17 protein-coding genes are annotated in these 13,923 nt (G+C 38.3%); 16 read left to right on the top strand and 1 reads right to left on the bottom strand.

What is annotated here, in order from left to right; all coding sequences use genetic code 11:
- Nucleotides 1-18 precede the first annotated feature (18 nt).
- The 14 genes from LEGAS_RS07850 (at nucleotide 19) to LEGAS_RS07790 (ending at nucleotide 12,903) form a co-directional block, all read left to right on the top strand.
- Entirely contained in the window at nucleotides 19-468 is a 450-nt protein-coding gene (locus LEGAS_RS07850) for a tail assembly chaperone (protein WP_013231905.1), read from the top strand.
- Between the two features lie 50 nt (nucleotides 469-518).
- The gene (locus tag LEGAS_RS09780) at nucleotides 519-779 is read left to right on the top strand and encodes a hypothetical protein (RefSeq protein ID WP_207635564.1); all 261 of its coding nucleotides are present in this window, start codon (nucleotides 519-521) and stop codon (nucleotides 777-779) included.
- Nucleotide 780: 1 nt separating this feature from the next.
- Nucleotides 781-4,506: a phage tail tape measure protein gene (locus LEGAS_RS09775; protein WP_013231903.1), complete on the top strand. Its 3,726-nt coding sequence runs from the start codon at nucleotides 781-783 to the stop codon at nucleotides 4,504-4,506.
- Nucleotides 4,506-5,333: a phage tail domain-containing protein gene (locus tag LEGAS_RS07835; protein ID WP_013231902.1), complete on the top strand. Its 828-nt coding sequence runs from the start codon at nucleotides 4,506-4,508 to the stop codon at nucleotides 5,331-5,333. The genes LEGAS_RS09775 and LEGAS_RS07835 overlap by 1 nt, the downstream gene beginning before the upstream one ends.
- Complete coding sequence (locus tag LEGAS_RS09770; protein ID WP_013231901.1) at nucleotides 5,330-9,385, top strand: phage tail protein; 4,056 nt, start codon at nucleotides 5,330-5,332, stop codon at nucleotides 9,383-9,385. Before LEGAS_RS07835 ends, LEGAS_RS09770 begins: the two co-directional genes overlap by 4 nt.
- Nucleotides 9,382-9,609, top strand: a complete 228-nt coding sequence (locus LEGAS_RS07825) for a hypothetical protein (RefSeq protein WP_013231900.1) — start codon at nucleotides 9,382-9,384, stop codon at nucleotides 9,607-9,609. Before LEGAS_RS09770 ends, LEGAS_RS07825 begins: the two co-directional genes overlap by 4 nt.
- Nucleotides 9,596-9,730 carry a hypothetical protein gene (locus LEGAS_RS10275; RefSeq protein WP_013231899.1) on the top strand — a complete coding sequence of 45 codons (135 nt, stop codon included), beginning with the start codon at nucleotides 9,596-9,598 and terminating at the stop codon, nucleotides 9,728-9,730. Before LEGAS_RS07825 ends, LEGAS_RS10275 begins: the two co-directional genes overlap by 14 nt.
- 1 nt (nucleotide 9,731) lies before the next feature.
- Nucleotides 9,732-9,968: a hypothetical protein gene (locus LEGAS_RS07820; RefSeq protein ID WP_013231898.1), complete on the top strand. Its 237-nt coding sequence runs from the start codon at nucleotides 9,732-9,734 to the stop codon at nucleotides 9,966-9,968.
- A gap of 2 nt (nucleotides 9,969-9,970) precedes the next feature.
- Complete coding sequence (locus tag LEGAS_RS07815; RefSeq protein ID WP_010016216.1) at nucleotides 9,971-10,372, top strand: hypothetical protein; 402 nt, start codon at nucleotides 9,971-9,973, stop codon at nucleotides 10,370-10,372.
- Nucleotides 10,359-10,658: a 26S proteasome regulatory subunit family protein gene (locus LEGAS_RS07810; protein ID WP_013231897.1), complete on the top strand. Its 300-nt coding sequence runs from the start codon at nucleotides 10,359-10,361 to the stop codon at nucleotides 10,656-10,658. The genes LEGAS_RS07815 and LEGAS_RS07810 overlap by 14 nt, the downstream gene beginning before the upstream one ends.
- Before the next feature lie 30 nt (nucleotides 10,659-10,688).
- On the top strand, nucleotides 10,689-10,982 hold the full coding sequence (locus LEGAS_RS07805; protein WP_013231896.1) for a holin: 294 nt from the start codon (nucleotides 10,689-10,691) through the stop codon (nucleotides 10,980-10,982).
- A 2-nt stretch (nucleotides 10,983-10,984) separates the two neighbouring features.
- The gene (locus tag LEGAS_RS07800; RefSeq protein WP_013231895.1) at nucleotides 10,985-11,761 is read left to right on the top strand and encodes a peptidoglycan recognition protein family protein; all 777 of its coding nucleotides are present in this window, start codon (nucleotides 10,985-10,987) and stop codon (nucleotides 11,759-11,761) included.
- 87 nt (nucleotides 11,762-11,848) lie between these two features.
- Nucleotides 11,849-12,424, top strand: a complete 576-nt coding sequence (locus LEGAS_RS07795; protein WP_041771765.1) for a hypothetical protein — start codon at nucleotides 11,849-11,851, stop codon at nucleotides 12,422-12,424.
- A gap of 5 nt (nucleotides 12,425-12,429) precedes the next feature.
- Nucleotides 12,430-12,903, top strand: a complete 474-nt coding sequence (locus LEGAS_RS07790) for a hypothetical protein (protein WP_013231893.1) — start codon at nucleotides 12,430-12,432, stop codon at nucleotides 12,901-12,903.
- A 101-nt stretch (nucleotides 12,904-13,004) separates the two neighbouring features.
- Here LEGAS_RS07790 and LEGAS_RS07785 read toward each other — a convergent pair whose 3' ends face one another.
- Entirely contained in the window at nucleotides 13,005-13,184 is a 180-nt protein-coding gene (locus LEGAS_RS07785) for a hypothetical protein (protein ID WP_041771762.1), read from the bottom strand.
- Between the two features lie 159 nt (nucleotides 13,185-13,343).
- Here LEGAS_RS07785 and LEGAS_RS07780 point away from each other — a divergent pair, with 159 nt between their 5' ends.
- A complete protein-coding gene (locus LEGAS_RS07780) occupies nucleotides 13,344-13,688 on the top strand; it encodes a hypothetical protein (protein ID WP_013231892.1) in 345 nt (114 codons plus the stop codon).
- A gap of 21 nt (nucleotides 13,689-13,709) precedes the next feature.
- Nucleotides 13,710-13,922 carry a hypothetical protein gene (locus tag LEGAS_RS07775; RefSeq protein ID WP_041771760.1) on the top strand — a complete coding sequence of 71 codons (213 nt, stop codon included), beginning with the start codon at nucleotides 13,710-13,712 and terminating at the stop codon, nucleotides 13,920-13,922.
- Nucleotide 13,923: the final 1 nt, after the last annotated feature.

The raw sequence follows: 13,923 nt of genomic DNA, 5'->3' as shown, positions 1-13,923 counted from the left end.
ATAAAAAGGAGATAACTCATGGAAGTAACAGTAGGTAAGAAGACAGACACACTAAAGTTCAACTATAAGGCATTGTTCAATGCAAATAAAGACTACAGCACCTACGATGCCAACAACAATAATATGGGCGACGGTGCTACCAATTTATTTACACGTATTTTAACTGGCGATACAGCTGTAATCATTGACATTATCAAGGTTGCAGGTGGCTTTGGAAAAATATCAGATGATGATTTATTTGATGCCGTTGATGAAATTACAGAAGATGGTGCAAAGATTGATGAAGTACTAGCAGAATTAAAGGACGAGTTGAAAAATAGCGGTTTTTTCTTGAAGTCAATCACAGCGCAACGGGACGCGGTAGCAGAAGCGCTACCAATGGTGAAATCAAAGGAACAAACAGACGAAATCAAGCAACAAGTGACGGCGATCGAACGTATTCTGAAATTGCTGAACGAAAATCTCTAATTGAGTTATTGGCTCGCTTTGGTATTTACGATACCGAGTGGGCTTTTTCGTTGTACAAATGGGAATTGGACGCTGTTATCAAAGGTAGACAACTTGCACAAATTGATGAACGTGAGAAGTTGGCCGTACTAGCAACACAAATTGGTTACTTTGTGAACGCCGAAAAACCTAAATTTAAGGATATATTTAACCGTGATGAACTTGAAGCGTCGTTAGAAGGTACCTACGATCCGCATAAGAAAGAAAAAACCGAACAGGAACGCTTGGAGCTATACAGAAAGGCACTGACTGTATTCGGGGAAAGGAGTTAATATGGCAAATTATAACGGCGGAAATGTTACGGCTCATATTGGCGCTGATATATCTGATTATCAGTCAGCAATGAAAAACGTTGCGGGCGCTACTCAAAATGCACTATCTAGTGCTAATCAAGCGTTTTCTAGTATCGGTAAAACATTAGCAATTACAGGAGCAGCAATAACTGCGGTAGGCATTAAAAGTTTAACCGGATTTGGTAGCTTTCAAGCTTCATTAAATAAGGCTGCGGTTATAGCTGGCGGAACATCAAAAGACATTCAAGGGTTGTCTGATGTTGCTAACAAGATGGGTGCTGATTTGCCTTTGAGTGCTAAAGATGCAGCTGATGCTATGGTTGCGATGGCTCGTGATGGTGCTTCAATTGGTACAATTAAGAAAGAATTTCCGGCGATTGCGCAAGCTGCTACAGCTGCCGGTGCTGACTTACAAACAACGGCGAGCGTTGTGCAACAGTCAATGAACATCTGGGGCGACTCATTGAAAAGTCCGCAACAGTCAGCGGCTATTTTAACGCAAACAGCTAACTTGTCGAACGCTTCTATTGAAGATATGCAGCAAGCATTGGCAACGATTGGCGGCACGGCAAATAATGCGGGCATTGATATGCAAACCGTATCAACTGCCCTTGGTTTGTTGACTAACCGTGGATTTAGTGCGGCACAAGCTTCGCAAGACTTAAACCATGCCTTATTGCTAATGCAGGCACCAAGTAAGAAAGGTGCTGAAATGGCTGCATCCTTGGGTGTTAGCTTCAGTGATGCACAAGGAAACATGAAGCCACTACCACAAATTTTGAATGAAATTGGTGACGCCACGGCAAACATGACCAGTTCAGAAAAAGCAGCAGCGTTAAAAACAATGTTTGGTTCAGCTGGAATGGCTGCTATCTTACCATTGATGAAATCGGTTAAAGATACCACAGACAATACGACTACGAGTTGGTCAGCGTTTACTGGAGAAATGAATAAGGCTTCGTCAAGCACTCAAGTTGCTACTAAATTTCTTGCTAGCCAAGCTAGTGAAATGCAAAAAAACGTTGGTTCTAAAATTGAACAAGTTGGTGGTAACTGGGAATCACTACGTAATTCATCAATGGCTGGAAGTTCAGGCGTGATGGGTAGTATCGCTGATATGATCAGTAGCACTTTACAATGGGCGACAACTTCTAATAGTGCAATCGGAAGCGGTATACGTACATTTCTTGGTTTGACACCAATTATTGGTGCCGCTACACTGGCAACAGGTTCATTTCTAACAGCTGCCACTAAGATTGGTGGTGTAATGCGCACGCTTGGAACAGCAATGCGAGCTATGTTAATAAGCCCTTTGGGAATTGCTGTTATTGCTATAGCTGCGCTTGTAGCAGCATTTGCTATTGCGTATAACAAATCTGAACAATTTAGAAATACGGTAAATCAGTTGGCGGGAACATTCTCTAAGGCATTGGCACCGGCGATAGACTTTGCAAAAAAATCATTCGGACTATTCTTGCAAGGTACAGCATCTGCATTTCAAGGAATTATTCAACAAGTTGCTAATTTAGGAACAAGCATAGCTAAAAGTATTAATTTTTCATCTATTGGTTCATCTTTAATAGGATTTATATCACAAGTCATGAATGTTATGACAATCGCTCGCAATGCGGTTGCTGATTTTATTAAAGGCTTTATAAAAGCTAATGCTGTTCAGTCTGTATGGTTAGCATTGGTGTCTACATTTAATCTTTTAAAAGATGTAATAGGAACAGTTATTATTTCTTCAGGTAAACTACTAAGTAGTTTTAGTCAGGTTGGATCATCTGAATCGGCGTTTGAGACTTTAGGAGCAATTATTGGATCACTTGTAACTGTAATATCAAATGCTGTTTACGCAGTAACTAGATTTATCGATAATTTAACAAAAATAGAAGGTTTTAACGATGTATTTACTTCAGTGGTTGTTGCTGTAGGTTCTGTGGTTATTGCATTTAAGGTTGTTTCTTTAGCTGTAAAAACAGGGCAAGTTGCTATGACTATGTTCAGCAATGCCGTAAAGATCGGACAAGGTGTAATGGCGGCTTTTAATGTAGTCATGTCGGCTAACCCTATTGTATTGTTAGTTATTGCCATAACTGCAGTAGTTGCGGCACTAGCATATTTCTTTACGCAAACCCAAACAGGACAAGAAATATGGTCTAACTTTGTCAAATTTCTGTCAGGCGTTTGGGGAGGGATAAAACAAGGTGTAATAGGAGCTGGTAAGGCAGTATCTGATGCATGGAGTAGTAGCAAAAAATCAGTAGAAAATGCTTGGTCAGGAACGAAGACATTCTTTTCAAACTTATGGGCTAACGTTTCAAAAGGTACTGATATTTTTGTTCAAGCAAACCAAAAAGCTGGTAGTGACTCTGTTAACGCTCTTAAATCTGGATGGAATTCGGTTGCAACTTTCTTCTCAAATGTTTGGGATAGTGTTATTCAAACATTACAACCCGTGTTTGACCTAATAATACAAGGGTGGAATTCCGTTGTAACTAACCTATCTACAATTTGGAATGGCTTAGTAAGTATTGCAACAGGTGTATGGAACCTGCTTAAAGACGTGATTATGGGTCCAATATTATTGTTGCTTGATTTAATAATTGGAGACTTCACTAATCTTGGAATAGATGCGCAAAATATATGGACAAATATCGTGACTAGTTTGGGGCAAATTTGGAACGGAATAGTTATGATAGCGACAACCATTTTCGGAATTATTGCTAATACTATTAATGTTATCTGGACAACTATTTCTGCTTTTGCTGTATCAATTTGGAACAGTATCGTTTCAACAGTAGTCGGTATATGGAATAGTTTCACAACCGCTGCAACTAAATTTGCAACTGATTTATGGACTAGCATTGTTAACGTTTGGAACGCTATACCTGGTTTCCTGTCAGGATTGTGGAACAGGGCTGTTTCAACAGTAACAGGAATTTGGAACGTGTTTGTTAATAGCGCGGTGTCATTTGGTAATCGTTTATGGAATGGCATTAAAAGCATTTGGAATGCCATTCCTGGTTGGGTTTCCAGTCTTTGGAATGGTGTCAGAAACGTTATATCGTCAGTATGGAATGCGATTTCATCAACCGTATCAAATCTAGCTCGTAGCGCTTGGAACGGAGTAGTTGGTGCTTGGAGTGGTGCGGTTGGTTGGGTGTCTGGTATATGGAATGGTGTTAAGAGCGCTATTTACGCAGCAATGAACTTTGATTTGTGGGGTGCCGGTCAAGCAATTATGAACAGTTTCTTGAACGGGTTACGTTCAGTTTGGGGAGCCATTACATCGTTTGTCGGTGGTATTGCGTCTTGGATAAGGGCGCACAAAGGTCCAATCAGTTACGATCGTAAATTGCTTATTCCTGCGGGTCAAGCAATTATGAGTGGTTTTGGCAGTTCTTTGAATGCCAACTTTGAAACTGTCAAAAAATCAGTATCATCATATGCTGGTCAAATTGCTGATGAGTTCGGACAACAGCAGTACACATCTAGCGCACAGCTCACAACTAGTAGTACTGGTGTTGCCGGTCAAATAAACGGTGGTTTGTCTGCTTTAAGTGACAAAGTTGCTGAACAACAAACACAATCACCTGTATTCCAAGTATTTAATGAAATTGTTGGTGACAAGATCACAACAACAGTTAACAGTAAGAATGCACGTAGACAAGCAACGGTTAAAATCATGGGAGGAGGGGCATAATGGATTTACTAATTACAAATGGCGCATCAAGCGTTAAGCTAAGCGATAAAGGCATTATTGCCACCGATTTTGATGAGAGTACCCCTAGCTTACATTTGAATACTAAGTCGTTTTCAGGACGCAATGGAAAGATAAATTTCGGTGGTGATTATGATGCCAAAAAATTAACGTATACGGGTTATTTAACCGCGATTAATCAGTTTGATTATGAATCCAAGCGTAACTGGTTGTACCAAATTTTGGCCGGATCAAATCCGTATTACATTACGCCATTGTTTTCAAGTGATCCACAATTTAACTACGAAATACCAGGTCAATTCACTGGTAATAAATTAGGTCAAAGTAATGGTTTAGAGAGTAATAAACGTTTTTTGGTAACACTAGAGGACACGTTTGCACCACGATTCGTTGGGAGTGTCGATGGCAAGCAACTATATAAAATTGAGCTTAAATTCGAAACAGCAGTATTGCCTTTTGGTGAAAGTAAACCAAAAACAGCAACAATAACGAATCAAATTGTATACACTGGAACAGTCACGGCATCTCAATTAGAAGTACCTTTTTACGTCAAGTTAACTGCCAATCAAACAGCGAGTGTGATTTCGTTGAAAATTGGTGCTAAAACGTGGACATATTCTGGCACGGTAGCTGTTGGGGATGTTTTCAAGATTGGTGGTATGTACAACTTAAAAAATAGCTTGTCTATTAACGACAACACTAACTTTGAATATTTCGTATTAGAACCATCTATCAGCGGTCAAATTGCTGTTAATTCATCAATTACGGCAACGATAGAAATTCACGATTACAAGGAGCTGTACCTATGATTAAATTTAAAAATGTTGCAGGTCAATCATTCCTTGCAGTTGGAACCATTCAAAGAAAAAGTGCCTTGAATGGCGAAAAATCATTAACGGGTACTATATATGATGGTGATGACGTGCTCAATAAAATTGACAAAGGTTGGTCGCTTGAATTTGATGATGAGCCTTATGTAATTACTTATTTTGAACGTAATGATAATGATAATACTGTATCATTTGATGCCATACATCGTTTCTTTTGGAACACAGCTAAAAGTGTGTTGTACACATCAACAAGCGGTAGTCACACCATTAAATGGTATTTAGATCAAATATTTTCTAATACAGGATATACGTATGCCTTGAACTACGCACCAACTGCGATTGGAAAAGATAATTGGGGAATGAAAACCAAGTTATCACTTTTTAATGACATTATTTCAAGTATTGGTGGTGAGTTTGAGATCAATGGTACTTTAGTATCCATTTTTGAAAAAGTTGGGACAGATTTATCGACGATTGTGCGCTACGGATTCAATTTGTCTGATATGTCAGTTGAAAATGATGCTGTTGGTTTTGTAACTTATGGTGAAGGCTTTGGCGCATATGCTGATCAACAAAATCAAAGAGGCGACAGATTGCATGTAACCTATACTAGCCCATTAGCTAGTGTATATGGTAAGTTACAAGCTGAACCCGTAGATGACCAACGATTTACCATTCAGAGTAATTTGCTAAATGCTGTTAAGGATGAGGTTGATGGTAGTTTTTCCGTATCAATAAAACTGTCTCTTTACGATTTAACCGCTGCTGGATACCCTTACAAAATGGCTAATGTTGGCGATTGGTTAATGGCGATTGATGAAAGACTGGACTTCAAACAACGCATTCGCATTATCAGTATTGATGATGAATTTTCAGCTGAAGGAACGCGTATTAGTTACACCGTAACCGCTGGTAACGTTGGTATCGTTCAGAAATATCAAGACTCTAACGCCTCGCTCGCAACACAAGTAAATAACGCAATGGATGCAGCCAACCAAGCCGTGACTGATGCTAATGTCGCATTGATAGCTGCTAATGGTAAGAACACATCATATTACGTTGATAGTTTTGACATATTGCCAAAAACGGCTAACGAGGGTGATTTAGGATGGGTACAAACAGGCGATGGCCGTGTGCTTTACATTTACATCAAAAAACCTGATGGTTCATTATATTGGGAAAAACGTATCGACCCAGAAATGGGCGAACAAATAGCGGCGGGTGTTGAAGAGGCGGTATTAACTGCAAAATCTAACAGTGATAAGGCAATAGATGATAACAATGTGCTAATCAATCAGACAATTAACACAGTATCTAAACAGCAGGCTAATAATGAGATTGATAAGCGCAATTTTGATGCCAATGCTCAATCAATGGTTAATCAAGGGGTGGTTGATGCTAAGGTAAACACGCAAACGGTAGCGCAACAAACATTAGCTACTGCAAATGCTAATTTAGACCAAGCTCAGGCACAAATTGAAGCGGCTTATAAGTCAGCAGACGGCATTGTCAACAAGAAAATTGATGACACAGCTACCAGTATCGGTACCACAATCATCCAAAATAAAACTGATGCAAATAATGGCATATCTGTTGCTCAATCTACAGCTCAACAAGCATTAGATGGCTTAAAAGCTACAGTCAGTAAATCAGATTATGATGCCAAAACCAAAGATTTAACTTCCAAAGTTGGTACGGCTCAATTAACAGCCGATCAAGCAACAACAACAATTGGAAACTACCAAAAGTCAAATGATGGGCGTGTTTCGACTGCTGAAACAAATATCAAATCAAATAAAGACGCCATAGCCTTAACCGCTACTAAACAGGACTTAAACAGTGCTACTAATACTCTAAATACTAGTATTGGAGCAGTTAATGTAAAGGCTGATAGTGTCACTACCACGGTTGCACAGCTTAGCAAGGATACAACTACTAAGTTTGCCACTCAACAGACTACAATTGACGGCATTACCCAAACCGTATCAGCCAATACTGGTGCTATCAACAGCGTGACTAGCCGTGTAACAACAGCTGAGGGTACGTTAACAAGTACAACTAACCGTGTGTCTGGTGTGGAAACTAAGCAAACGACATTAGCTGGACAAGTAAGCCAGGAGATTTCAGACCGTAATAATGGGGATAGTAATACCCTTAATTCAGCAGCCACATATACCCAATTACAAGTTTCATCTGCAACCAGTGGACTTAATTCAACAATCACTCAAACAGCTAGTGCTATTATTGCTAACCTTGGTGCAAGTAACTTATTTCCTAACTCAGAGTTTACTGCTGATTACGGTTATCTTTCTAAATCGGGCACCATTGAAATTAGGCAAAATCAGAATATTGATAATAAGATTAGTGGCGTAATTACCATCGTTTCAACAGCGGCTGGTTACCAAGGATACTGGGCTAATAACATACCAGTAATAGGTGGTCAGAAATATAGCGGGGCAACACGGGTACATTATACAAATGGTGGGTTAACTAATGGTCGAGCTTTACTTGATGTTTGGTATGTTGATAGTTCTGGTGCACGAATTAATGGTGGGACTGGTGGATCGTGGAAAGTTCAAACACCGCAGATAGATTCACCCTACTGGATTGATCTATACTTTGACGGTATTACTGCTCCGATTAACGCATCATACATGCAAGCTTCACTAATTGTTAATAATGCAGGAGCGGGACAAAAAGCAACATTCACCCAGACAACTATAACTGCAACGGATGTGCACCAAACTTACACGCCTAACGATGATATGTCAGCTAATTTAACATTATTCAAGGACAACTGGAGCATTGGTATCAAGGACAATATCCAAGGTATCGTGTCGGGTATTGTTGGTACGCCTACTCAAATGTCATTGATCAGCAAGAACATTACGCTTGATGGTAATACGACCGTTACGGGTGATTTTTACGCACTTGGCGGTAATTTCAAGAACCTGAACGCTTCAAACATGACGGTTGGTACGTTGAATGGTAACCAAGTTAACGTTACTAATATCAATGCGAACAATATTGTAGCAGGTACCATATCTGGAGCTAATTTAAGCATTAACTTAAACACAGGCCAAGTATATTTTCAAAACGGAAGGATCTATAGTCAAAGTATTGATGATCAAGATGGCATTGGTGTTGATATCAATATCGACAAACGATATATAGCCACAAGGAGTTCATTAGGCTATTCGACATTAAAAGATGGTGGTTTATATTTATCGCAATATTCGCTTACAGATTCTGGTAATTCACCTTATTTTGGCGTAAAAAATGATACTAGTGGTTTTGGAACAGGTGGAGCACTAATATACGGAACAAAATCGGTAGGTATTGCAACGCTTCCACATTCTGTGCCAAACTACATCGGCACAGAAAATTATAACGGAATCATTGTTTCTGAAGATAAGAAACTTTTTTTAGCTGGTTATTCAAAAGGTGTCATGATAACTGGTGGGGCTGATATTGGAAACAGTGCTGGATCTCCTTTCATAAATCTTGGAACAACAAGTTCAAATACAGTAAATGGTACAGGTGGTGACAGAATATCTCTATATGCAAAATATTTATATTTATCTCTTCAGTGGGCAACAACAACATCTAGCTCTGCGAACATGTTCATAGCATCAGATGGTGCCGTTGTCCGCTCATCATCATCATCTAAATATAAATTAGATATCGAATACGAAAAAGAACCAGATACAGCTAACAAGTTACTAACACTAGACCCAGCTACTTGGCACGACAAATTTGAGAGTGAACAAATAGCTAAATTTCACAAAACCGGTGTTGATACAGAACGTTCAATAGATATGAATAAACGCCGTTACTATGGAGTAATTGCTGAAGATTTAGTTAAGGCGGGTTTAGATTATCTAGTACAGCGTAGCCCAGAAACAGGTGATGTTGAAGGTGTTGAATATTCTAAAATTGGTGTTGCTTTAATACCAATTGTTAGAGAATTACGAAATCGAATAATCGAACAAAATATCGCACTTGAAAGATTAAAGGAACAATTAAAATGAATAATATACAGATGAAAAATGAAATTCCAGATAACAATAATGACACAGTAAAATTAGTGTTTAGTGTGACTTTTGACGATGGAACAGCAATCAGTGACGGCGCAATCGTTATTAGTCGTTCAGACTGGTTAAACATGAATGGTAAAAATAAACTTGATAAAATTGCTGATGTTATATCAGATAAAATTTTAGGAACAAAGGAGCTTAATCGTGAATTTAAATAAAGATAAGGTAATTGAGAAACTTATTCAGCAAAATGCTTCACAATCGTTAGCTATTGTTCAGCTACAAACGTTGGTTGAACAATATCAACAAACATATCCAGAAAAAGAAGAGGAAAAATAATATGATCGTCACAAAATCAGTAGCAATTAATGCAACTTCAACTACCGTAGAAACAGATGGTGCGGCACCAACCGTCATTGCTTATTTCAATGCCAATGTATCTGATACAGGAACGACAAATAATATGAACATTCAAAATCAAGCATTATATGATGCTAATAAGGCACAAGTTCGTAAGGATAAGGCTGATTTTGATAATGCAGTATATGCAGTTGAAGATGAACAAGCGAGCGTTTAAGCATGAAAAAACACTTTTGGAAAAATCGCCAGTGGGTGACGATCGCTACTGAAGAAATTATCATCGGTATCATCATCATGCTGCATTATCAGCAACTAGATTTACGTTTACCACCGGCTCTCGGTTTATTAGACGATGCGCCGGTTGGTATTGCCTACTTATTAATTGGCGCTACATTGCTAGTTAACTCGCTGTGGGACTTTTACTGGCACTATATTAGATTAGTGCTTATTGCCTTGTCTGGTGGCATGTGGACACTACTAACTGTTAGCTATGCAATGAACGACATTTACCGCAGCAGCGTGACAATTGTGCCATTTATATTTGCGGTAATCACAGCCAATGTGTTATTTAGTGCTTGGGAAGAGCCACGCTATAAATTGAAAGGTGGTGAGTACCATTGAACAGTTAGCATTCATATTCGGTGCATTTGGTACCATTGCCACAGGTTATTTCGCATGGCGCGGTAAGCGGGAAGACACTACCCAGAAACACGATGACACAGTTAGTGAAATGTTTGCCACACAAGGCGCGTTAGTCAAGGAATTATCATCGCAGGTATCACAATTAAGCCAAGAAATTGCTTCATTACGCAGCGATAATAAAAATTTGACACAAGAAAATGAAGCCTTACGTAGTGAAGTCAATAAATTAACTGAAAAAATCGATGAACTGATGAAGACGGTCTAAGCCGTCTTTTTTATTTTAAGGAGAAAAATAATGGATTTAATCACTTTTTTTAACAGCTTAACAGCAACCGTATACGGATTTATCACACTATTCACTTGGGTAGCGGTGCAAGCAATTAAGCAAACTAAAATTGATAATCACTGGTTGCCACTGGTGTCAATTGTGGTTGGCACGCTAGTTGGCTTTGTAGCCGCTAGTTACATTTACGCAACAGATATATGGCTGGGGGCAGCTTTTGGCTTTATTTCAGGATTCGCTGCCACCGGACTAAACGAAGTATTGAATCATTACGCATTCAATCCAATGAAAGAAAGTGAGAAATAAACATGGGATATAATATTGAACGCAACATCGTCGTACCTGGACAACCCGACAAGGAAAATGGTTTTGCAGTGCCTCCATTCGGACAAGTTCATATGCATTCCACAGCTAACACTTCAGCAACAATGGACAATGAAGTAGCCTATTTAAAGAATAACTGGCCTAATGGTTACTATACCCATTTAGTTGGTGAGGGTGGCCGTATTATTCAAGTAGCTGATACCAATGGTGGCGCATGGGATGTAGGTGGAGACTGGAATCATGAAACGTATGCCGCAATTGAGTTCGCTGAACGAGTAACTTCACAGGCAGATTTTGACAAGTCTTATCGTGCTTATATTTGGTTAACACGAAAGCTGGCCGATGAGTGTGGAGCTGACTACGTCTTAGACGATGATGATATTATTGGCATCAAAACTCATAATTATGCATCACGAACAGGACATGGATCAGATCATGTTGACCCACTACCATTCCTACAAAAGTGGGGTATTAGTTATGACCAACTTAAAAAGGATGTTCTTAATGGACTAGATGAGGAGAAACCTATGCCTAAACCAAAGTTTAAAGAAAATGACTATATTCGTTTAATTGACAAAGCAAGCGCTTCTGCTTATAACACGCCAATTGATAAGGGTACTAAATCGACATGGGGACGTATTGATGGTAATCCGTTTGAACTCCACAAGTCTAATTCCAACTTTGCATACCGGGTTGCTTTCTGGTATCCAAATGGAGTTGTGTTCTGGAATATTTTGGAACAAGATTTACAAATTAAATAGATTAAAAAGTCCAACAAGATTAAATTCTAGTTGGACTTTTTGCTTTTATTAGAGTAATCTATAACAACTTGTGATATGATAGTTTTCATGGGAATTTATTTGGCGATTAAACATATGTATAGAGTTATTTTATTATTAACGTTAACCTACAACGTTTGTTCTAGTAAGGATTACGACACAATAGTTTTTCTAGGAATTATATATCTTTCATCACAAACGTTTTTAGCCATTGATTCTGTTGCTGAAAATGAAATGTTAAAAAAACGTTTTATGAAATTTCAAATAGTCATGGTCAGTTCAGTGTTCACGTTAATTGCTATATTAATCCCAAATTTTAAAGGATTAATCTTTTATGTTATATCTTTACCGCATGTCTACTTTTTTGCAAACATAATAGGTAGGAGCATCGTCGTTGCACTATCAATTTACTCGCTATATTATATAGCATTCTTGATTGAGCCACAAAAAAAGAATAATCAAGAGAAGAGTGATACAATTGAAGTAGAAAAGATGGCGAAAAAGAATTTGAAGGAAGCCAGAATAGATAGCAATAGTGAAAGAAGTGAAAAGTCTCAAAAAAAGCTAAGAGAAAAAGCGGAAACAGCGGAAGATAAAAGAAATCATCATCCGAAGTCGAAGACACGTATTAGAAAGGGTAAGTGATATCTATGAGTGCATTAGTAATTTTCTTGATAGGCGTTGTATTGTTTTACACTCTTTTAGTAGCTTCATACGCAGGAAAATTTAGAGCTTATGGTGTGAAGGCTAAATTTGGTAAGTATATTGTTGGACCTTGTCTAATGTTTAAAGTTGGTTATTCTGTCAGCAAAAAATACGAAACAGATCAGAAGAAACCATACAAAAAAATTAAGTCTGAAATTCATTGGGCCGTCATGTCGATGGCTAACTTCGAAAGAGATACAGCAATGTTTGCTGTGATTATAAGAACAATACTCTTGGCTAAACCAGCTGAACGAAAAGCATTCTTGGATTCTGTAGGCGGCTCAGTAATCAGCAATGAATTAGGATACAAAGGAAATGAAAAAGTCCGCTTAGCAGATTTATTTGGACAGATGAAAGGCAGTGGAATGTTTAGCGGAATTTCTAACGGAGATTTCATGCAAGGTCAAAAGATTGCATAATATCTTAGGTTATCTGCTAAAGATAGACTATTTTTACTAAACCACAACAAGTTTTTCATGCTAAAAAGACCAACCAGAATTTTAATTCAGTTGGTCTTTTTTTATTGTAGTGAATCACACCATTTATCCAATGCAGTTTTCTGTTCGCCACTTAACTCTCCAATAGGGTCACCATACTTCTGGTGTGCATCAAGTAAGTAGATATCTATTCCAGTCTTCTTGTTAATTGTGCGCGGCGGCATGATTCTCAAAATCACACGTATTGTTTGTTCTTTATTCATATTATTTTCCCTCTAAAATAATAGTACGTATTAAACAAGATGGACTCTTAATGTTATTTGCAATTATATATTTCTGTAACACAATCGTAACATTAATCTATTGCACACTGCTTAATTAAGCGGTATACTTAATTCAAGGTTAAGGAAGAGGTAAACGACATGACAACATTTAAGAATATCAACAACTCAAACATCATCATCGAGGGCGAACTCAAGGGTGCCGTCATCGTCACAACCGATGGCCGTAACATGTTAGCTGAAATGTTTGAAGAAACTCAAGAAGAATCAAACAATTTCGTATCGATTATCGAAAAGGCATCAAAAATAAACAATTTAAACAGCCATAAGGTTGCAAACTTATTGAATGACAAGCAGAAGACAGCAACCGTTATTTTAGAAAACGGTTCAAACATTGTTCGTGGACAGCACGGAGTAATATCAGTTGGTAAACAAGCAGTTAAGCAAGTAATGAACAAACAACAAGTTATTGCTTATTTTGGATAAGACAAAAAAGAGGAAAATATCATGAACTATTTTATCGAACGATTTGGCGAAGAAAACTACAAAGAAGCTAAGGCATACGTTAACAAGCATTTTAATGCTCGAAACTATCGCGGAAACGGAATTGACAAGAGTTTTTATTCAGACGGTCATCAATCTGGTGATCCACTGGATGCGCATGAAAGATTATGCTTCCGCAGCGACATGATGTATATGTATTTAGTTAGCAAAGGGTAAA

The organism is Leuconostoc gasicomitatum LMG 18811, from assembly GCF_000196855.1.
GTDB lineage: Bacteria > Bacillota > Bacilli > Lactobacillales > Lactobacillaceae > Leuconostoc > Leuconostoc gasicomitatum.
Note: the sequence above shows the minus strand (reverse complement) of the source record. Positions and strands in the feature narration are given on the sequence as shown.